The organism is Roseovarius sp. D22-M7 (assembly GCF_037083785.1).
GTDB lineage: Bacteria > Pseudomonadota > Alphaproteobacteria > Rhodobacterales > Rhodobacteraceae > Roseovarius.
In genome coordinates, this window is the sequence record NZ_JBAPKY010000043.1 from 1 (window position 1) to 20,193 (window position 20,193).

At 65.9% G+C, this 20,193-nt stretch carries 16 protein-coding genes and 1 pseudogene; 5 read left to right on the top strand and 12 right to left on the bottom strand.

Features of this window, described 5'->3' with window-relative positions:
• Window positions 1-201: 201 nt before the first annotated feature.
• From V8324_RS16090 to V8324_RS16130, 9 genes are all read right to left on the bottom strand, one after another.
• Window positions 202-357, bottom strand: a complete 156-nt coding sequence (locus V8324_RS16090; RefSeq protein ID WP_336420949.1) for a hypothetical protein — start codon at window positions 355-357, stop codon at window positions 202-204.
• A 16-nt stretch (window positions 358-373) separates the two neighbouring features.
• On the bottom strand, window positions 374-1,312 hold the full coding sequence (locus V8324_RS16095) for a hypothetical protein (protein WP_336420950.1): 939 nt from the start codon (window positions 1,310-1,312) through the stop codon (window positions 374-376).
• The gene (locus V8324_RS16100) at window positions 1,309-3,279 is read right to left on the bottom strand and encodes a glycosyltransferase family 2 protein (RefSeq protein WP_336420951.1); all 1,971 of its coding nucleotides are present in this window, start codon (window positions 3,277-3,279) and stop codon (window positions 1,309-1,311) included. The genes V8324_RS16095 and V8324_RS16100 overlap by 4 nt, the downstream gene beginning before the upstream one ends.
• Before the next feature lie 173 nt (window positions 3,280-3,452).
• A complete protein-coding gene (locus V8324_RS16105; RefSeq protein WP_336420952.1) occupies window positions 3,453-4,190 on the bottom strand; it encodes a dienelactone hydrolase family protein in 738 nt (245 codons plus the stop codon).
• A 136-nt stretch (window positions 4,191-4,326) separates the two neighbouring features.
• Window positions 4,327-4,767: a BLUF domain-containing protein gene (locus tag V8324_RS16110; protein ID WP_336420953.1), complete on the bottom strand. Its 441-nt coding sequence runs from the start codon at window positions 4,765-4,767 to the stop codon at window positions 4,327-4,329.
• A 252-nt stretch (window positions 4,768-5,019) separates the two neighbouring features.
• Window positions 5,020-5,232, bottom strand: coding sequence for a hypothetical protein (locus tag V8324_RS16115; RefSeq protein WP_336420954.1), 213 nt, complete (start codon window positions 5,230-5,232; stop codon window positions 5,020-5,022).
• Window positions 5,229-6,401: an aromatic ring-hydroxylating oxygenase subunit alpha gene (locus V8324_RS16120; RefSeq protein ID WP_336420955.1), complete on the bottom strand. Its 1,173-nt coding sequence runs from the start codon at window positions 6,399-6,401 to the stop codon at window positions 5,229-5,231. The genes V8324_RS16115 and V8324_RS16120 overlap by 4 nt, the downstream gene beginning before the upstream one ends.
• Before the next feature lie 111 nt (window positions 6,402-6,512).
• The gene (gene ilvN, locus V8324_RS16125) at window positions 6,513-7,073 is read right to left on the bottom strand and encodes an acetolactate synthase small subunit (protein WP_336420956.1); all 561 of its coding nucleotides are present in this window, start codon (window positions 7,071-7,073) and stop codon (window positions 6,513-6,515) included.
• Window positions 7,074-7,204: 131 nt separating this feature from the next.
• Entirely contained in the window at window positions 7,205-8,959 is a 1,755-nt protein-coding gene (locus V8324_RS16130; protein WP_336420957.1) for an acetolactate synthase 3 large subunit, read from the bottom strand.
• A 444-nt stretch (window positions 8,960-9,403) separates the two neighbouring features.
• On the opposite strand from V8324_RS16130, the pseudogene V8324_RS16135 reads away from it, so the two are divergent.
• The 4 genes and pseudogenes from V8324_RS16135 (at window position 9,404) to map (ending at window position 14,926) form a co-directional block, all read left to right on the top strand.
• Window positions 9,404-10,575: pseudogene (locus V8324_RS16135) on the top strand (TRAP transporter substrate-binding protein).
• A 107-nt stretch (window positions 10,576-10,682) separates the two neighbouring features.
• Window positions 10,683-11,618 (top strand): TRAP transporter small permease subunit, encoded by a 936-nt coding sequence (locus tag V8324_RS16140; RefSeq protein ID WP_336420958.1) that lies wholly within the window; start codon window positions 10,683-10,685, stop codon window positions 11,616-11,618.
• A gap of 12 nt (window positions 11,619-11,630) precedes the next feature.
• Window positions 11,631-13,988: a TRAP transporter large permease subunit gene (locus V8324_RS16145; protein WP_336420959.1), complete on the top strand. Its 2,358-nt coding sequence runs from the start codon at window positions 11,631-11,633 to the stop codon at window positions 13,986-13,988.
• 89 nt (window positions 13,989-14,077) lie between these two features.
• Entirely contained in the window at window positions 14,078-14,926 is an 849-nt protein-coding gene (gene map / locus V8324_RS16150) for a type I methionyl aminopeptidase (protein WP_336420960.1), read from the top strand.
• 213 nt (window positions 14,927-15,139) lie between these two features.
• On the opposite strand, the gene metG is transcribed toward map, so the two are convergent.
• Window positions 15,140-16,858 (bottom strand): methionine--tRNA ligase, encoded by a 1,719-nt coding sequence (gene metG / locus V8324_RS16155; protein WP_336420961.1) that lies wholly within the window; start codon window positions 16,856-16,858, stop codon window positions 15,140-15,142.
• A gap of 189 nt (window positions 16,859-17,047) precedes the next feature.
• On the opposite strand from metG, the gene V8324_RS16160 reads away from it, so the two are divergent.
• Window positions 17,048-18,319, top strand: coding sequence for an MFS transporter (locus V8324_RS16160; RefSeq protein ID WP_336420962.1), 1,272 nt, complete (start codon window positions 17,048-17,050; stop codon window positions 18,317-18,319).
• Between the two features lie 692 nt (window positions 18,320-19,011).
• On the opposite strand, the gene V8324_RS16165 is transcribed toward V8324_RS16160, so the two are convergent.
• Both V8324_RS16165 and V8324_RS16170 read right to left on the bottom strand, forming a co-directional pair.
• On the bottom strand, window positions 19,012-19,242 hold the full coding sequence (locus V8324_RS16165) for a hypothetical protein (protein ID WP_336420963.1): 231 nt from the start codon (window positions 19,240-19,242) through the stop codon (window positions 19,012-19,014).
• Window positions 19,243-19,252: 10 nt separating this feature from the next.
• Window positions 19,253-20,098 carry a hypothetical protein gene (locus tag V8324_RS16170; RefSeq protein ID WP_336420964.1) on the bottom strand — a complete coding sequence of 282 codons (846 nt, stop codon included), beginning with the start codon at window positions 20,096-20,098 and terminating at the stop codon, window positions 19,253-19,255.
• Window positions 20,099-20,193 lie beyond the last annotated feature (95 nt).

Below are 20,193 nucleotides of genomic sequence, written 5' to 3' on the forward strand. Positions count from 1 at the left end.
CACCGCGGCTTCCACCTTGGGAAGATTTCCAACGCGGGCCGAGGAGGCGCCAACAGGCACCGTTGCAACACCGCCCGCATCGAAAATCCTTCACCATATCGGCCGCGTCCATGCCTGCTACGGCGTGACCGATGCCGGCATCCGCAACGCGGTGGCGCTATCGGACGTGGCGCCCTGGCCCGAGGGCGGAGCCATGCCGTTCTACCTGACCGAGCCGTTCTGGTCCTCGTCGCTGATCCCGCCGCAGGGCGGCACGGTGACGCGGATCGCGGTCGCGGCGGTGCGCCTGTCGGATCTCCTGGCAGAGCTGCGGCCGACCGTCATCATCTGCGATATCGTGCTTTTCGAACGGCTCAAGCGGTCTCCCCGAGCTTCAGCCGGGACACAGGAAGTCGAGATCCGCGCGGGCGCGGAGGTCGGCGATGTCGCGCGCGTAAAGGCGGGTCAGATGCGCGCGCTCGTCGGCGGTCCAGGGGTCGTAGCCGGGCCAGGTATCGCCGCGCGGATAGCGCTCCTGGATCTCGACGCGCCGCGCCAGTGCCGCCTCGGCGCCCACGCGCGCCACCTCCGCCAGCAGTTCGCGCACCGCCCGGTGCGAGGCCGACGGCCGCCCGCGCACCCGCGCCGGCGCGACCAGTTCCGCGGGGTCGATGCCCGGCCCGCAGAGATTGCCGATGATCCGCTGCGCCAGCGCGGCGAAATCCTCGTGCCGCCAGAGGATCAGCCGCGCGTCGGGAAAGCTTGCGCGCACCGCGTCGACCAGCCCGTCCCAGCCCGGCATCCGGCCCAGCACCGCGCGTTTCATCGCCGCCTCGCCGAGGATCTCGGCACCGCGCGCGGATCGCAGGTATTCCACATAGGCCGAGGCGAAGAAATCGGCGTAGTTGCGCAAGCCCAGATGCACCTCGTGAACAGGATAGACGATGTGGCCCGCGAAGATCGGGACCAGCGTGTCGCGCCGCTGGTAGAGATCGCCACTGCGCACGCATTGACCGCAATGGCCGGGCATGTTCTCGTCCGACAGGATGATGCGTTCGCCCGGCCCGGCCGCGACCGCCTCGAAAAAGGCGCGCGCCTGCGCCTGCAGTGCGTCATCCGGCATCTTGCGGCGAAATCCCAGCCCCAGCTTCTGATACCCGTTGAGGTGGCAGGGATAGGTATAGTCCTTGCGCGCGGCACGGTGGGGGATGTAGTGCACGCCGCGCTTGCGCAATCGCCCGGCATTGCGGTGCAGCATGGCCTGAAGATGGCTGGTGGCGGTCTTGTGCACGCCGCCATGCACCACCACGAAGGGCGGCTCGGTCCCCGTCACGCGGGCCGCGCGACGGCATCCGGCAGCCCGCCGAGGCGCGCGATCTCGTCGCGGAAGGCGGGCCAGCCGTCCTGCGCCAGAAGCGACGCGATCCGGGCGCGGTGCCAGTCGCAGGCGGCCGCGTGCAGGCGTGCCAGTTCCGGGTCCTGCAACAGCCGCGCCATCTCGCGGCGCAGGGCGGGCAGGCGGGCATGCAGCGAGGTGTCGCGCGCGGTGTTGAAATTCATGCTCTCCCAGTAGGCAAGGCCCTGGTCGTCGCCGACATGGTTGGTCCGGCCGCGGTCGCGCTTGACCAGGAAGCTCTCGACCGACCGCACAGCGTAGTGGTGCATCCGTGCCAGGTCGTGGGTGAACCCGGCATGCGCGTTCCAGCCCTGGGCGAGATAGAGATCGGGCATCGGGCGGCCACCGCCATCCACCCAGGCCACGTCGCCGCGATCGAGGTGAAAGGCCGGTCGGTGAATGCGCAGCTTGGCGAACCGGTCGGTGTTGCGCACCAGCGTCTTCATGCCGCGCGCGCGGTAATTGGGGAACTCGTGCTCGCCGCAGCAATGCGCGAACCGCTCGGTGACCAGGCCGTCGGCGTAGCGCAGGTGCCCGCCATTGCCGAACAGCTTCCAGCACACCGAGATCGCGTCGACCTCGCCGGTGGCGGCAAAGAGATCGTCGAGATGCCCGTCACCCACGCGGATGTTCAGGAACTCGTCGCAATCGGCGCAGATCAGCCAGTGTGCCTGCCGGTAGACCGCTTCCTTGCGGGCGGCCTTCAGCGCCGCGCCCTGCGGCCGGCCGCCGGTGCGAAACACGTTCTCGCGGTGCTGGGCCATGCCCATCGCGTCCAGCCGTGCGGCGATCGCATCGGTGCCGTCGGCGCAATCGTTGGTGTAGATCAGGAAATCGGTAAAGCCGATGGCGCGGTTGAAGGCCACCCATTCCAGCATGAAGGGGCCTTCGTTCTTCATCGTCGTCACGATCAGCCGGTTTCCGGAGCCTTGCGCGCCCCTTGCGTCACCCGCCCGCCCGGTCGCCAAGATCCGCGCCGGACCGGGGGTCTGCGCGGTCTCGCGGATGACGCCGGGGGCGGGCGTCGCCGCGGCCGGCGCGTCACGCGCCGCCAGCCGCGCGCGAAAGGCGCGGGTGAACCGCGCGGCGACCTCGGCGCGTCCGGTACGTTCGAAATAGTCGGTCACGGCGCCGCGGAACCACGGCAGGTCACGGCGTGCGCGATAGAGACGGTGGAAGGCCGGCTGCGTCAGTTCGTCGAAGATGCAGTGCTGCATCAGCGGCTTCAGCGCGCCGATCTTGCGCAGGAAGACGGCGGTCTTGTGGCTGGAATGCCGGCAGTTGAACACCCGCAGATTGTCGCCGCGCAGCCGGTCGACATGTTTCTGGTCAAGCGCGTGATATGGGTCGTGGAACAGGTTCACGCGGCCCAGATCCGCCGTCAGCGCGGCGGCGTCCGACAGCGGAAGCGTCCAGTCCTGCCGGCGCCCGCTTTCGTAGCGCGTCTCCCACGGGACGAGATCGGGATCGAGCGTGGTCTGCGGGTTGATGGCGATCACATGCGCGCCGGGCACCAGCGACCCGAAGGCGAGCGCGGCGTAGCCGCCCATCGACACGCCGGCAAAGACCACGCGGTCGAACTCCGCGAAGATGCCGCCGTCGCGCAGCCGCGTCAGCCGGGCGATTAGGTCGGCGTCGCGGTACCAGTCGCCGACATGCGCCATCACGCCCAGATGGGTCAGCCCGTTCTCCTGCGCAAAGCGAAAGCCCCACGGCTCGCGCATCACGTCGGTGTCGCCCACGTTCGAGAGGTTGTCGAAGGTGACCAGCATCCGGGTGGACGGGCGCCGCAGCAGCATCAGGCTGTGGCGTACGCCCTTGTCGACGAAGCCCTCGCCCGAGCCGCCGGGGCGAAGCTCGTCCAGCCAGCGCGGCACGGCTGGGCTGTCATCTGGTCGCGACACCTGCTCTGCCCTCATCCGAATTCGTTCTGTCCACCCGGTCCGGAAATGAAAGTGCCCCCGCGAGCGGGTGACACCGGGACAGGTCGAAGGGAACTATACGCGGCGGGGACATTTCCGCGCAACAGATGTCTCGAATCGTTGGGATTGTTTTGCCAGACCGCGGTGGCGCGGCCTCACTTTGCCAGACGCTGCTCGAGGAACGCGGTGAAGGCGCTCCAGCTTTCGGCATCGGCGCGTTCGTCGTAGCGGTCGCCGTCGAAGACGGTGAAGGCATGCGGCGCGCCGGAATAGATCTCGATCCGGTAGGTCGTGCCGGCCTCTTCCATCTCGGCCCCCAGCGTCGCGACGTCGTCCAGCGTGATCGAGGTGTCGGCCCCGCCATGCATGATCAGCAATGGCGGCTCGTCGCCGTCATAGCCCTGGCCCTCGGGCGTCGACAGCCCGCCATGGAAGGTGGCGTAGCCCGCCACCGCATCGACGACGTCATTGCGCGCCATCTCGAGGGTCGCGGCCCCGCCGAAGCAATAGCCCATGACCACCATCCGCTCGGCCTCCGATCCCGACAGGGCGGCCTCGGCGCCCGCGTCGAGCAGGGCGCGCATCCGCTCGCGGTCGCCGAACAGCGCGCCCATCGCCGCGCGCCGGTGATCGACGGTGTCGGTCGGCGTGTCGTCGCCGAAGATATCCACCGCGAAGGCGTCATAGCCCATCTCGGCCAGCATGTCGGCGCGCTGCCGCTCGTACTCGGTCAGACCGTCCCAGTCATGCACGATCAGCACCAGCCCCTTCGGCTCCTCGGCACTGGCGCGGTAGCCGGTGAAGGCGTCGCCATCCACCTCGTAGGGCACGTCCTCGGCCATCGCGGGCACGGCCAGCAAGAGCGGCGCGAAAAGGATCGATGTCAGTCGCATGGTACCTCCTGTCGGGTTGCCGCCCCTCCGGTGTCGGGGCGCGCGTCTTGACCTCTCGCCGGCCCGTGGCCGGCACGCAGTTGCAGGATAAGCCGGACGAGCCGGCAAGGCAACGCGCCGGGGCCCGCCGCCGCCGTCACCGCCACGCGTGCTGCGGCGGCTCCGCGATCCCGAGATCCAGCCGAATGCTCGCCGCCATCAGGAACATGATCGCGTCCGCGGGCGGGGTGGGCTCTACCGCGCCGGGCATCGACACTTCCTCGAGGAAGTCGGCGAAGGACAGCACGCCGGCCTCCGAATAGCCCAGGCGCCAGTCGCCGAACCTGCGCCGCCTCGGCGCCCCGTGGCCCAGAAGGACCAGGTCGCGGTGACGGTCGTCGCCATGCAGACGCTCGTACAACGCCCAAAGCGGCTTGGGCGGGCCTTCGAGATACTGGATGAACAGCCCGTCCTCGGCATGCAGGAATCCTGTCAGGCCAAGGCCGGCATTGTTGCGCTGCGACACGGTGACGATATCGCGACATGCGGCAGAGCCGGGGGTGACCAACGCCATGCTTTTGTAAATGAGATATTCCATGCTCCCGACCCCCATCGCGGTCCGCCGGCTTGCCGTGGTGGCGCGCGGCGCGGCAGACACCCCGAGTGTTAATCTCGACAGCCCACGCCATCGATGCAAGGGTCATCTTAGCCATGGTACGGTTTCGGACGTAAGCCTTGCAGGCGTGAGCCGCCAGAGTATCGGCGAAAACACGCTCTGTACGGCGGTGCTTCGCGTCCCATGGCCGGAACGCGGCTCACGGAGGGCGCGGGAGCCGGCGATGTCGGAGGTCTAGGCCTCGCGGCCCCGCGCCTTCAGGCGGGCATGAAGCGGTGCGGCCTCGACCGCGCCCGCCTCCAGCGCGAAGACATAGGCGTGGGTCAGGAAAAAGCACGACGCGTCGAGATCGTTCACCCGATCGGCAGCCTCGGCGTACAGCCGGATCAGCGCGGCCCGGTCGCCGGTCTCGTGCGCAGCGATCATCCGCGTGTCGAGATCGGTCATTCCGCCGCCCGCGCCGGGGCGCCGTGCAGGGCGCGATGCGCCTCGATCCGGCCCGCGACCCAGTCGTGAAAGCAATGCGTGGGGCTGTCCATCACCGGCGAGAACCGGCCGCCATCGAATCCGCTCGCATGCCGGCCGCGCTGCATCCCCTCGACCACGAAGATGTCCTCCTCGAAAACCGACTTCCAGAGCTGCGCGTTGCGCATGCGCAGACCCTCGTCGGTGCCCGGCACGGAATAATACAGGTGCACATGCTCGACCGTTCGCTCCGGGCCCTTCGGTTCCAGGATGATGGCGAAGGCGTGATCGCGGTGCACCCCCAGCAACACGTTGGGATAGGCGGCGATATACTCGGCCTGCTCGTTCCATTTCGCGCCGACATCGTCGAAATCGGGAAAGGTCTCGGCGTGTTCGTTGGTAATCTGGCGGTAGACCATGGTGCCCTGCCCGGAAAAGGCGTCCGGCGCCTCGATGTGGTAATGATCCTCCAGCCGCGAATAGCTGTTGAGGCCGGGATGCACCCAGGGCAGGTGGTAGCTCTCGCAATAGTTCTCGACCGCCAGCTTCCAGTTGGTCGCCACCTCCAGCGTGAAGCGGCTCTCATGGCCGCCATGATAGACCGGCAGGTCGAAATCGCGCCAACGGGCCATCAGCCCGGCCATCGCCTCCTCGAAGGCGGGCGCGTCGCCCGAGACGTTGATCCAGACGATATCGCGCCAGACATGGCTGCGCACCTCCACAAGGCCCAGATCCTCGCGGTGGATGCTCTCATGCGTGTTGTGCCCCGGCCCGCCCACATGCGGGGTCGCGACCAGCGCGCCCCTGGTCGAATAGCACCACGAATGATATGGGCAGCGGATCGCCCCCTCGATCCGCCGCGGCGCATCCACAAGGATCATGCCGCGATGCCGGCAGATGTTCTGAAAGACCCGCACCACGCCCTCGCGGTCGCGGATCAGCAGCAGCGGCATCCCGATGAATTCCAGCGGCTTCGCATCTCCCGGCTCGGGCACGTCGGCGGCCACGGCCAGCCCGGCCCATTGCGAGAACAGCAGCGCGTGCTTTTCCTCCTCGAAGATGGCGGGGTCGATGTAATGTGCGTTTGGCAGGCCATGCGCCCTCGCTGTGGGGGCGCGGACTTGGTCGAGATCGGTCAGCGGCTGGGTCATCTGGGCGGTCTCCGGGTCTGTGACTGACCCGAAGAATATCGCGCTGCGCGCCCGCCCGCGCACCCGCTTGCGACCCGAATTTCCTCAAGGCGACATGAATCGCGGCGCGCTCTACCCCCCGCGCGACAGCGCGGCGACCCCGGTGCGCGCCATCTCGCACAGCCCCAGCGGGCGCATCAGGTCGGCGAAGGCGTCGACCTTCTCGGGCGTGCCGGTGATCTGGAACACGAAACTCGTCAGCGTGCTGTCCACCGCGTTGGCGCGAAAGATATCGGCCAGCCGCAGCGCCTCGACGCGCTTGTCGCCCTCGCCCTCGACCTTCAGAAGCGCCAGCTCGCGCTGCACGCTCGGTCCCTCGACGGTCAGGTCGTGGACCTCGTGGACCGGCACGATGCGGCCCAGTTGCGCCTTGATCTGCACGATCACCTGCGGCGTGCCGGTGGTGACGATGGTGATCCGGCTGGTATGGCCGGTGTGATCCACCTCGGCCACGGTCAGGCTGTCGATATTGTACCCGCGCCCGGAAAACAGCCCGATCACCCGTGCCAGCACCCCCGGCTCGTTATCGACGATCACCGCCAGCGTATGCGTCTCCTGCACGTCCGAGAATTGCGGCCGCAGGTTATAGGCCGAATGCTTGGACGAGCCTTTCTTGATCTTCAGGGCGGACATGGGACCTGTTTCCTCTCAGCGGCCTGTGGGGCCTCGTTTCATCTTTCCGGAAATACTCTCGGGGGGTGTGGGGGGCAGACAGCCCCCCGCGTATCGTGCGAGTGTGAGGGGCAGAGAGCCCGCCACTGGTCTCACACCAGCACCGCGCCGCCTTCCTTGATTGCGTCTTTGGTGCTGGCCTCGCCCAGCAGCATCTTGTTATGCGGCTCTCCCGACGGGATCATCGGGAAGCAGTTCTCGTGCTTTTCGACCAGGCAGTCGAAGATCACCGGCCCGTCATGCGCGAGCATCTCCATGATCGCCTCGTCGAGATCGGCGGGATCCTCGCACAGGATGCCCTTGGCGCCGAACGCCTCAGCCAGCTTCACGAAATCCGGCAGCGCCTCGGACCACGAGGACGAATAGCGCTCGCCATGCAGCAATTCCTGCCATTGCCGCACCATGCCCAGACGCTCGTTGTTGAGGATGAACTGCTTGACCGGCAAGCGGTACTGCACCGCGGTGCCCATCTCCTGCATGTTCATCAGCCACGACGCCTCGCCGGCGACGTTGATCACCAGCGCGTCGGGATGCGCCATCTGCACGCCGATCGAGGCCGGGAAACCGTAGCCCATGGTCCCGAGACCCCCCGACGTCATCCAGCGGTTTGGGTCCTCGAAGCCGAGATATTGCGCCGCCCACATCTGGTGCTGGCCGACCTCGGTGCAGATGTAGCGATCGGCGCCCTTGGTCAGCGCCTCGAGCCGTTCCATCGCGTATTGCGGCCGGATCACCGGGCCGGACTGCTTGAACTTCAGGCAATCGACGCGGCGCCACTCCTCGATCTTCGACCACCACTTGGCGAGCCCCTCGCGGTTGGTCTTGGCGCCGCGCGCCTTCCAGACCTCCAGCAGGTCGCCCAGCACGTTGGCGATGTCGCCGACGATGGGGATGTCGGTCTTGATGACCTTGTTGATCGAGGACGGATCGATATCGATATGTGCCTTGGTGCTGCCGGGGCTGAACGCGTCCAGCCGCCCAGTGATGCGGTCGTCGAACCGCGCGCCGATGTTGATCATCAGGTCGCAGTCATGCATCGCCATGTTGGCCTCGTAGAGGCCGTGCATCCCCAGCATGCCCAGCCAGCTCTTGCCCGAGGCCGGGTAGGCGCCCAGCCCCATCAGCGTCGAGGTGACGGGAATGCCCGTGGCCTCGACAAGCGCGCGCAGCCGCCGGCTCGCCTCGGGGCCGGAATTGATCACCCCGCCGCCGGTATAGAAGATCGGGCGCCTGGCCTTCTCGATCGCGGCGGCGAGATCGGTGATCCCCTCGATGTCGCCCTTGACCTGCGGCTGGTAGTGATGCGTCCGCGCCTTTTGCGGCGGGGTGTAATCGGCGCTGGCGAATTGCACATCCTTGGGGATGTCGACCAGCACCGGCCCCGGCCGCCCCGAGGTGGCGACATGGAACGCCTGGTGCATCGTGTCGGCCAGCGTCTTGGTGTCCGAGACCAGCCAATTATGCTTGGTGCAGGGGCGGGTGATGCCCACCGTGTCGGCCTCCTGGAAGGCATCGGTGCCGATCATGAACGTCGGCACCTGACCCGTCAGAACGACCAGCGGGATGCTGTCCATCAGCGCATCGGTCAGGCCGGTCACCGCGTTGGTGGCGCCGGGCCCCGAGGTGACCAGCACCACGCCCGGCCGCCCGGTCGAACGAGCGTAGCCTTCGGCGGCATGCACCGCGCCCTGTTCGTGCCGCACGAGGACATGGCGGATACCCTCCTGCTGGAAGATCTCGTCGTAGATCGGCAGCACGGCGCCGCCGGGATATCCGAACACGACATCCACGCCCTGGTCCTTGAGGGCCTGAACCACCATTTTCGCTCCGGTCATCTGACGTGTCATGTCTTGCGTGCTCCGTTCTGACGTCATGTCGTGTCGCATAAAAAAGCCCCCGATCCGGGACGGGGGCGCATGGGGAACCGGTCTGGTCTCCGTTACCGGCCCATGCGCGCGATACCTGCGTTTACTACCAGCGTGTCCATCATCGGCTCCATATATTCTTCCGGCTATCTAAATCCCGCCACACGGGGCGTCAAGCCGAATTGGCGGATAAAATGTCGCCGCACCACGGGGTATCTTTTCATTTATTGCGCAAATCGCCCCGCACGGGACAGGACAGGTCCGCGACGCCGGGGTCGCGGCGAATCCCGCGGGCCGGGCAGGGGTCGCGGCGATCGGCCCTTGCACGGGCCATGGCTGCGGTTACAGTCTACTCCGGTCGAATGATCGCGGGAGCCGTCCACAGGGAGGGGCGGCGCCCGGTGAAAACAAGCGGAGGAAAACCTTATGGACCGTCGTTCCTTTCTGAGACATGCAGGCCTTGGCGGCTCGGCCGCCGCGGCCACGTCGCTGGCGGCGCCGGCCCATGCGCAGGGCCGCCGCACGCTGACCATGGTCACCACCTGGGGGCGCGGCCTCGCCGGGGTGCATGACAGCGCGCAGTTCTGCGCCGACGCGATCACCGAGATGTCCGACGNATGGTCACCACCTGGGGGCGCGGCCTCGCCGGGGTGCATGACAGCGCGCAGTTCTGCGCCGACGCGATCACCGAGATGTCCGACGGCACCCTGACGGTTGACCTGAAAGCGGCCGGAGAGCTTGTCGGCGCGTTCGAGGCGTTCGACGCGGTCTCGTCGGGGCAGGCGGACATGTACCATTCGGTCGACTACTACTTCATGGGCCAGCACCCGGCGCTGTCGTTCTTCAGCCAGGTCCCCTTCGGCATGACCTTCCAGGAGTACAACAACTGGTTCCACCACGCCGGCGGGCGCGAACTGGCCGACGAGCTTTACCCCATCTTCGGGCTGAAATGCTTTCCGACGGGCAATACCGGCCCGCAATCGGGCGGCTGGTTCAACAAAGAAATCAACAGCCCCGAGGATTTCCAGGGCCTGCGCTTCCGCATGCCGGGGCAGGGTGGCCAGGTGTTGGGCAAGCTGGGCGCATCGGTGCAGAACCTGCCGGGATCAGAGGTCTACCAGGCGCTGTCGTCGGGCGCGCTCGACGGGACCGAGTGGATCGGCCCCTGGGCCGACGAGAAGGCCGGCTTTCAGGAGATCACCGACATCTACTACCCCGCCGGCTTCCACGAGCCCGGGCCGAACCTCAACCTGACCCTCAATCTGCAAGTGTATGAAAGCCTGTCGCCGGCGCACAAGGCGATCGTCGCCCACGCCGCGCAGTCCACCAACATCTGGACGATGTCTCTCTTCATGGCCAACAACGCGGCGGCGCTGCAACGCCTGCAATCGGGCGGGGTGAACGTCAGGGAATTCCCCGACAGCGTCTGGGACGCCTTCGGCGCCGCCTCGCAAGAGGTCGTGCAGGAGCCGATGGATGACGAGATCTACCGCAAATGCCACGATAGCTACATGGACAGCTTGCGCAAATCGGCGGCCTGGGGCAGCCGTTCCGAAGGCGAGTTCACCCGTCAGCGCAACCGCGTGGTCGGCATCTGACACCATACTGACCGCGGGCCCCGCCCCATCAGCGGCGGGGCCCGTGTCACATGCGCCCCGGTTGCGGCGCAGCACCTTGCGACACGGCCCGGGTGCAGGAGAGCGCCATGGACAACGACAGCGGCCCCGGCCTGATCGATTTCGTCGCCGCCCTCGGTGGCGGGCTGCTGTCGCTTGTCCAGAATATCGGCATGGCAGTCTACAACCTCGGCTACGCGCTTGCCCATCCGGCGCGGTGGCTCGACTGGTCGGATCCGCAGGCGATCTCGCGCGTGGTCTATTACGGCGCCTCGACAGAGCTTTTCTTCGTGCTCTTCACACTGTTTCTCGCGATCACCGCTGTCGGCATCTGGAAGCCGGGATTCCTCTGGGGCTGCGTGCGCGGCCTCGAGGGGTTCGCCAACACCGTCGGCCGCGTCGCCGCCTGGGCGGGGCTGATCATGGTGATCCAGCAGATCGTCATCATCTTCATCCAGCGCATCTTTGCGCGATCCGAGATCGTGCTGGGGATCGGTATCCCGCTGCAATTCGACATCAGCTGGTGGTCCGAAGAGCTCAAGCTCTACAACGCCATCGTCGTGGCCCTGTGCTGCGCCTGGACCTTAGTGCAGGGCAGTCATGTGCGCGTCGATCTCTTTTACGCGCGGGCGCGCCACCGCACGCGCAAGGCGGTGGACATGATGGGAAGCCTGCTGTTCATGATGCCGATGGCGGTGCTGATCTGGGTCTATGGCTGGTTCTTCATGTGGCGGCACCTGATCACGCCCAACCCCTCGGCCTCGGAAACGCTCGACCGGCTGCTGATGAAAGCGCGCGCGCTGCGCTGGAATGTCGAGACGATCAGTTTCAGCCCCAACGGCTTCAACGCCTATTTCCTCTTCAAGGTGCTGATGGTGGTCTTCGCCGGCATGATCGTCCTGCAGGCCTGCGCGGTCTTCTGGCGGTCCTGGCTGGAATGGCGCGAGGGGGCGGCCAGCACGGACAAGCATCTCGACCGCGACCCGCCCGGCGCCGCCCGGCAGGGTTCCGACGCCGCGCAGTAAGGAAAAGCCCCCATGCTCTTCGGACTTGACGGCGTCGAGATCGGCCTGATCATCGTCTTCCTGTGCCTCTTCGGCGGCATCCTGTCGGGTTTCCCCGTGGCATTCGCCATCGGCGGGGCGGGCGTTCTGTCCTTCGCGATCATCGCCGCGCTCGATAGCGCGGGGCTGCTGGTGCACCAGGCGATCGACACACGCAGCGGCGCCTTCGACGCGCTGGTCGCCAGCGGGACGCGGCCCGACGCGATCTCCGTTTTCCGATACCCGGACCTGCCGCGCATCGCCCAGCCGGTGTTCGAACGCGGCTGGGAAATGGCGCTCGACCGGAACCTTTCCTTCATCGCCAACCGCATCAACGAGCGCGTGCTCGCCGGCACCTCGATCGAGACGCTGCTGGCGGTGCTGATGTTCGTGATGATGGGGATCACGCTGGAACGCTCGAAGATCGCCGAGGATCTGCTGACCACCATGGCGCGGGTCTTCGGGCCGCTGCCGGGGGGGCTTGCGGTGTCGGTGGTCGTCGTGGGCGCGTTCCTCGCGGCCTCGACGGGCATCGTCGGCGCGACGGTGGTGACCATGGGGGTGCTGTCGCTGCCCACCATGCTGCGCGCAGGCTATTCGCCGCAACTGGCGACCGGGGTGATCTCGGCCTCGGGCACGCTGGGGCAGATCATCCCGCCCTCGATCGTGATCGTGCTTCTGGGCACGCTGGCCGGCGATCTCTATTCCACAGCACAGGAAAAGCGCGCGCAGGCCGCCGGCTGTTCGGACGCGCTGACCTATCTGGGCGAACCGGCGGTCGTGTCGGTCGGCACGCTCTTTCAGGCAGCGCTTCTGCCCGGGGTGCTTCTGGCGCTGCTCTACGCGCTCTACGCCTTCGGCTATGCGCTGGTGAACCCCGCCAAGGCCCCCGCGGTGCGGTTCGGCGCGCATGACGAGGGCGAACCCGTGACCCGCGGCGAACGCTTCACCTGGTGTCTCGGCGTCCCGGTGGCGCTGATCGCCGGCCTCGTGGCGCTGTCGTCGCTCGGCGTGGTCGGCTCGCAGGACCTGTCGGTCGACAGCTTCACCGACCGTGGCGACACGGCGTCGCTGCGCACCAATGTCGGCGAGGACTGCCGCCAGTCGATGATCGAGTTGCACGGGCAATCGGCCTGGGACCAAGCCATGGCCGAACAACGGGCCATCGACGACTCCGGCGGGGTCGAGGAAAGCGAACGCCTCGGCCCCGAGCGTATCGCGGAACTGCGCGCGCAGAAGGCCGCGGATGCCGCGCCCATCGGCACCGGCGTGGCCGTGTTGATGGCGGTGCTGGGGCTGGTGCTGGCGGTCGCGCGCGGGGTCTCGCCCTCGGCCAGCCCCGTGCCGCTGCTGATCGGCGGTCTCGGGGTCGTGCTGGGGCTGCTGGTCGACGTGCTGCTGATCGGCCCCGCGGCCTCGCCCGGTCTGACGGTGGTGCTGCTGGCCGTGCCCTTGGGTCTCGCGCTTTACGGCGTGGCCCATGCCGCCCCGCGATTGGCCCGCAACGAATTGCTGCGCGTGGTCTTTCCGCCGCTGGTGCTGATCGTGGCGGTGCTGGGCTCGATCCTCGGCGGCATCACCAACCCGACACCCGCCGCGGCGCTCGGCGCGGGCGGCGCGATCATGCTGGCCGCCTACCGCAAGCTGCGTGACCAGGACCGCTCGCCGAAGGTCATCCTGATGGCGGCGCTGTCGGTCGTGGTCTGCATCCTCGTCGGCGTCAATTTCGATCTGCGCATCGGCACCGAAACCGCCGGCTTCGTGAACTGGGTGGCGTTCCTTGTCGCCTATGCCGCCTTTCTCGCGGCGCTTTTCGGCCTGATCTTCGCGTGTTGGGTGCTTTACACCGGGGGCGTGCTGACGCCGGTGGTGCGCGAGACCGCCAAGGTCACCAGCATGGTCTTCACCATCCTGATCGGCAGCCAGATCCTGAACCTCGTGGTCATCAGCTTTGGCGGCGAGGAATACATCCAGGACTTCCTGCAAAGCTTCGACAACGAGGTGAAGGTCTTCCTCGTGGTGATGCTGGTGCTCTTCATCCTCGGCTTCGTCCTCGATTTCCTCGAGATCATCTACATCGTGATCCCCATCGTCGGCCCGGTGATCTATGGCGGCGGGTTCGACCCGAAATGGGTGACGATCATGATCGCGGTGAACCTGCAGACCTCGTTCCTGACCCCGCCCTTCGGATTCGCCCTGTTCTACCTGCGCGGCGTGGCGCCGCCCTCGGTGACCACGGCGCATATCTATGCGGGGGTGCTGCCCTTCGTCGCGATCCAGGTGGTCGGGCTGGCGATCCTGTGGTTTCTGCCGGGGATCGTGACCATCGTGCCGGCCTTGCTGGGAGGCTGAGGCATCGCGGCACATCGACCGCCCCCTCTGGTACTTTTGCAAGAAACCGCTTAACTACGCGGCAGACGGACGACGACACGAGGCCAGTTGTGAACGAGAAACACCGCGGGCGCACCACGCGCGAAGGCATCCGCATCCATTCCGAGGCGGATTTCGCCGGCATGCACGCGGCCGGACGGCTCGCCGCGACGATCCTCGACGAGATCGCCGATCACGTCTTCGTGGGCCAGACCACCGGCGCCATCGACAAGATGATCGAGGACATGGTGACCGAGGCCGGCGCCAAATCGGCGACCATCGGCTACAAGGGCTACCGCCATGCCAGCTGCATCAGCGTCAATCACGTGGTCTGCCACGGCATACCCGGCGACAAGGTGCTGAAGGACGGCGACATCCTGAACGTGGATGTCACGGTGATCGTCGATGGCTGGTTCGGCGATACCAGCCGGATGTACGTGGCCGGCAAGCTCGGGCGCAAGGCCGAGCGGCTGATCGAGGTCACCCATGACGCGCTGATGACCGGGATAGAGGCCGTGCGCCCCGGTAACACCTTCGGCGATATCGGCCACGCGATCCAGACCTATGTCGAAAGCCAGCGCATGTCGGTGGTGCGCGATTTCTGCGGCCACGGGCTGGGCCGGGTGTTCCACGCGCCGCCCAACGTGCTGCATTACGGGCGCGCGGGCAGCGGCGCGGTGCTCGAGGAAGGCATGTTCTTCACGATAGAGCCGATGGTCAATCTGGGTCGCCCGGAAACCAAGGTGCTGGGCGACGACTGGACGGCGGTGACCCGCGACAAGTCGCTCTCGGCGCAGTTCGAGCACTCCATCGGGGTGACGGCGAACGGCGCCGAGATCTTCACCCTGTCGCCCGCCGGGCGCTTTCACCCGACATGGATCGCGGAAAACGACGCGCAGACCGATACCGCGAAACCCTAGGGATCTGTCAAATGCCGAAATTGTGCGACATCCCCGGCGCGATACGCGGCCGAAGGCCGCAGCGCCATCGCGTGTCCGCCCCCCGGACAGGCGATTTGGTGACGCTGGCGCATCGATTGGAGCTTTTGCGGATCGGCGACGATAAAGTGCACTGAATAACGTTCAGTTCGACTGCCCGCGGACACGCAATGGCGCTGCGTCGCGTCGCGCCGCTTACTCCCGCACACCCGAAAACCGCGCCTGCCAGTCCTCGCGCGCCGCATCGGTGATCTTGGCGAACAGCACCTCGGGCACCTCGAAGGCGTGACCGGGCTTCAGCGCGTCCAGCGCGGCGGGCAGATCGTAGGGCCAGGCGTCGTCACCCGTGTTCAGCGCCCGCAGCATCTCGGCACTGGCATCCGGGATGAAGGGTTTCGAGAGCACCGCGTAAAGCCGGATCAGGTTCAGCCCCAGCCGGATCTGCATCGCCGCCTGCTCGGGATCCTCCTTGACCGTCGACCACGGGGCCGCCTCCTGCAGGTACTCGTTGCCCTCGACCCAGATGGCGCGCAGGGCGGCGGCGGATTTGCGGATCTCCATCGCGTCCATGTGCCCCTCATAGGTGTCGATGCGCGACGACAGCCGGTCGAGCAGCGCCTGTTCGGGCGGGCCGTAGTCCACGCCGCCCGGCACCTCCTCGCCGAATTTCGCGCGGCAGAACTTGGTCACCCGGCTGACGAAATTGCCCAGAACGTCGGCCAGATCCTTGTTCACGCTCGCCTGGAAGTTTTCCCAGGTGAATTCGGCATCGGCGTTCTCGGGCGCATGGCTGAGAAGCCACCAGCGCCAGTAATCGGGGGGCAGGATCTCCAGCGCCTGGTCCATGAACACGCCGCGCCCCTGGCTGGTGCTGAACTGGCCGCCATCGTAATTGAGGTAGTTGAACGACTTGATGTAATCCACCAGCTTCCACGGCTCGCCCGACCCCATCAGCGTGGCCGGGAAGGACAGGGTGTGGAACGGCACGTTGTCCTTGCCCATGAACTGGGTGTAGCGCACGTCGTCTGCGCCCATGTCGGTGCGCCACCAGCGCTGCCACGCGGCGTCCTCCAGCCCCTCGGCCTCGGCCCATTCGGCCCCGCAGGCGATGTACTCTATCGGCGCATCGAACCAGACATAGAACACCTTGCCGTCCATGCCCGACCACGGCGCGCCCTCGAACTGCACCGGGATGCCCCAGTCGAGATCGCGGGTGATCCCGCGATCGCGCAGCCCGTCGCCGTCGTTCAGCCATTTCTTGGCGATCGAGGTGGTCAGCACCGGCCAGCCGAACTTGGAATCGATCCACTCTTCCAGCGTCTTGCGCATGGTCGACTGGCGCAGGAACAGGTGCTTGGTCTCGCGCACCTCCAGATCGGTGGACCCGGAAATCGCGCTGCGCGGCTCGACCAGGTCGACGGGGTCGAGCTGGATGGTGCAATTCTCGCACTGGTCGCCGCGCGCCTTCTCGTAGCCGCAATTGGGGCAGGTGCCCTCGATATAGCGGTCGGGCAGAAAGCGCTGGTCGGCATTGGAATAGACCTGGCTCTCGGTCACCTCCTCGATCAGCCCGGCGGCATGCAGCTTCACCGCAAGGTCTTGCGTCAGGCGGCAGTTCTGCGGGCTCGACGAGCGCCCGAAATGATCGAAGCTGAGGCGGAACCCGCGCGACAGCTCGGCCTGCACGCCGTGCATCTCGGCGCAGTATTCGGCCACCGGCTTGCCGGCCTTGGCGGCGGCCAGCTCGGCGGGGGTGCCATGCTCGTCGGTGGCACACAGAAACAGAACCTCGTCGCCGCGCGCCCGGCAGTAGCGCGCGAACAGATCCGCCGGAAGCTGGCTGCCCACCAGGTTGCCGAGATGCTTGATCCCGTTGATGTAGGGAATTGCCGAGGTGATCAGATGACGTGCCATCGTGCCTGTCCGCCCTTGTCCGCGCTGTAATCCAGCCCGCGTCTACCTGTCTCGCGGCCAAAGGGCCAGAGGGGGCGGCACCGCCACGCGCCACGCATTTGCCGTTTGACGCCGATGCGGCGGAGGCGTAGCGCGACTGCTATGTGGTACCGGTCGCGCCGCACGGCGCTCTCAAGAGGATAAGCGGCGATGTTCAAGGTTCTGGGCGGGGTCTGGGCGCTGTTGCTGGGCATGACGCTGATCATGATCGGCAACGGCATGCAGGCCACGCTGATGGGCGTGCGCGGCGGGATCGAGGGATTCGGCACGCTGCAACTCTCGCTCATCACCTCGGCCTATTTCCTCGGCTTCCTGGTGGGCAGCCGGACGACGCCCGACCTGATCCGCCGCGTCGGGCATGTGCGCGTCTTCGCGGCGCTCGGCAGCTTCATCTCGGCGGGGCTGATCGCCTTCCCGGTGCTGACCGATCCCTATAGCTGGACAGTGATCCGCGTGATCCTCGGCTTCTGCCTGTCGGGCGTCTACGTCACCGCCGAAAGCTGGCTCAACAACGCCGCCGACAACACCACCCGCGGCAAGATCCTGTCGGCCTACATGATCGCCCAGACCTCGGGGATGATCGCGGCGCAGGGTCTGATGAACCTCGGCGACGCATCGGGGTTCTTCCTCTTCGTGATCCCGTCGATCCTCGTGTCGCTGTCCTTCGCGCCGATCCTGCTATCGGCCACGCCCACCCCGGCCTTCGAGACCGACAAGCCGATGACGCTGCTGCGGCTCTATCACAGCTCGCCGCTGGCCTTCGTGGCGATGCTGCTTCTGGGCGGGGTCTTCGCGGCGCAGTTCGGCATGGCCTCGGTCTACGGCGCCGAGGCGGGGCTCAGCGTGGCCCAGATCAGCGGGTTCATCGCGGCGATCTTCACCGGCTCGATGGTGCTGCAGGTGCCGATCGGCTGGCTGTCGGACCGGATGGACCGCCGCTGGCTGATCCTCGGCGTGTCGCTGGTGGGCGCGCTCAGCACCGGGGTGGGCGCGTTCCTCGGCGTCGACTTCCGGACGCTGCTGGTGCTGGGCTTCATCATGGGGGGGATGGCGCTGCCGCTCTACTCGCTGCTGATCGCCTATACCAACGATTTCCTCGAGGTAGAGGACATGGCCGCCGCCTCCGGCGGGCTGGTCTTCGTCTACGGCGTGGGCGCGATCTTCGGCCCGCTCGCCGTGGGCCAGATGATGGACATGATCGGGCCCGAGGGCTTCTGGGTCTTCCTGTCGGCCACCTTCGCGGCGACCGTGCTCTACGCAGGCTGGCGCATGACGCGGCGGCCTTCCGTGCCTGTGGACGAGACCGGCGCCTATCTCGGCGTCACCCCGACCGCCTCGCCCGTCGCCGTCGCCGCCGCGCAGGACTGGTATGTCGAGACCGCCGAGTCCGAGGAGGCAGACCAGGACCCGCCCCGGACCTGAGTCCCGCGCGCCGCCTTGGCGCAAAGACTAGGGCTAAGCCCCGGCGCGATACGCGGCGCGCCGCGCCGCAGCGCCACCCGCATCTCCGCCCGTCGCACCAGAGGTGCGCCGGATCATATCGGCACGCTTCCGGCGTGACGGACAGGCGATTTGTCATAGCCGGCGCGTTAATTCAGGCGACCGCCCGGGCTACAGCCCCGGCGCGATACGCGGCCGCAGGCCGCAGCGCCATCGCCTGTCAGCCCGTCGCACCAGAGGTGCGCCGGATCATATCGGCACGCCTCCGGCGTGACGGACAGGCGATCTGTCGAAGTTGGCGCGTCAATTCAGGCGACCACCTGCGCTACACCCCCGGCGCGATACGCGGCCGAAGGCCGCAGCGCCATCGCATGTCCGCCCCCCGGGCATGCGATTTGGTGACGCTGGCGCACCGATTTGGGCTTTTGCGGGGCGGCCGGGATAAAGTGCCCTGAAAACCCGTCGGATCGCCTGCCCGCGGACATGCGATGGTGATGCTCTGGGCGGGTTGCCTACGCTCTCGCCGTTGGCGGTGACCGCTGCGCAGGACCATTATGTCGAGACCACCGAGCCTTAGGACAGCGCGGAGTACAAGGAAGGTTACAACTTCTCCAGTACAGCAGGCTGAGGGAAATTAACCGCGACACGCTATAGAAGAAGGTTTGTTGGCCTCATCAAGCAGACACCTTGGTTATGGGGGTATGGAAGAAAATCCCGGTGGAAGACGAGGAGAGGTTTCTTATCCTCTCGGCTGCTTCTTCAGCCGAAATTTTCCCGGCAGCGTGCTCCTCCCGGATCTTTCTGGCTTCCTTCTGAAGGTGATATAGGCGCGACGCTCGGCTGGATTTTGAACTATATTTGGTTGTCACGTCACGCGCGCCTGATCTTTTGAGATCGCCTTCCATGTCCGTCTCCCTAATATTGCTCTTCTATGTGGTTGATTATTGGTTCAGTTGTGACCACCAGCTCCTCAGCAATGTGTCCATGGAAAGCATGTGGTCGCTCGCAATCTACTGAGACAAAACCTTTTATCTGTCCATTTCCAAGCGCTGTGATGGGTAGTATAACAAGTGAGCGATAGTTGCATTTTTGTTGAGTGGGGCTGAAGAACGCATCTTTCCCAAACGCCTTCAGGTCGGGAACAACCCTTGGTTCCGGCCCTGCTTGACACGCAACATGCCCCAAAACCCTTTCGAGGTTCTTAAGTTTGCGATTGGTCGGTCGTTCGTTGCCAGGGTTTCGATGCCTGATCTTCATGGTGGTTGTACTCTTCCCATCGTATAGCGCAAGACTAACAGAAATTGACCCCTTTGGCGACTTCGTAATCTGCCTCGCGTACGCTTCAATAACGCCTAATGCGGCGATCACGGTGGGGTCCCTATCTGCGGCAGGCGTTGCAGACGACTTCACGGAGGTTACTAAGTCCCCGATCCGAACCCACGCCTCAGAGGTTGCCTGTTCAACGGTGTTACTCTTGTGCTGTGACCATTTGTCAAGAAAACTGCTTAAAGAAAACAACATAAAGAGTGCTCCCGTTGCCATTGAGGCTTGGAGTCCAGTGACGCGCTCATAAACAAAAAACGCCAAAGCTGGCGCTGAAGCAAGTAAGGCAAATCTCGTTATGAAGTGTGTGATGCCAAAAAAACGCAGTTCTCTCGGTAGCTTATTGAACCACCAGTAAAGAACACTGTTCCTCAGCCTTTCTGTCCAATTCGGGTCTTTTTCAAGCCACGCATCTACTTTTACGTCAAATTTGTTCAAACTAATGCGCCCATTTTAGGTGTCTCCTGATCATCTGTATCTCATTGCCGGTTGGTTGGGCACAACCAACCAAACAGCAAAAACCTATTACCGCT

Bases quoted from the DNA above. Each gene is read 5' to 3' on its own strand.
- V8324_RS16105 (WP_336420952.1), bottom strand. From the start codon at position 4,190: ATGCGACTGACATCGATCCTTTTCGCGCCGCTCTTGCTGGCCGTGCCC.
- V8324_RS16110 (WP_336420953.1), bottom strand. From the start codon at position 4,767: ATGGAATATCTCATTTACAAAAGCATGGCGTTGGTCACCCCCGGCTCT.
- V8324_RS16115 (WP_336420954.1), bottom strand. From the start codon at position 5,232: ATGACCGATCTCGACACGCGGATGATCGCTGCGCACGAGACCGGCGAC.
- V8324_RS16120 (WP_336420955.1), bottom strand. From the start codon at position 6,401: ATGACCCAGCCGCTGACCGATCTCGACCAAGTCCGCGCCCCCACAGCG.
- ilvN (WP_336420956.1), bottom strand. From the start codon at position 7,073: ATGTCCGCCCTGAAGATCAAGAAAGGCTCGTCCAAGCATTCGGCCTAT.
- V8324_RS16130 (WP_336420957.1), bottom strand. From the start codon at position 8,959: ATGACACGTCAGATGACCGGAGCGAAAATGGTGGTTCAGGCCCTCAAG.
- V8324_RS16140 (WP_336420958.1), top strand. From the start codon at position 10,683: ATGGACAACGACAGCGGCCCCGGCCTGATCGATTTCGTCGCCGCCCTC.
- V8324_RS16145 (WP_336420959.1), top strand. From the start codon at position 11,631: ATGCTCTTCGGACTTGACGGCGTCGAGATCGGCCTGATCATCGTCTTC.
- metG (WP_336420961.1), bottom strand. From the start codon at position 16,858: ATGGCACGTCATCTGATCACCTCGGCAATTCCCTACATCAACGGGATC.
- V8324_RS16160 (WP_336420962.1), top strand. From the start codon at position 17,048: ATGTTCAAGGTTCTGGGCGGGGTCTGGGCGCTGTTGCTGGGCATGACG.
- V8324_RS16165 (WP_336420963.1), bottom strand. From the start codon at position 19,242: ATGGAAGGCGATCTCAAAAGATCAGGCGCGCGTGACGTGACAACCAAA.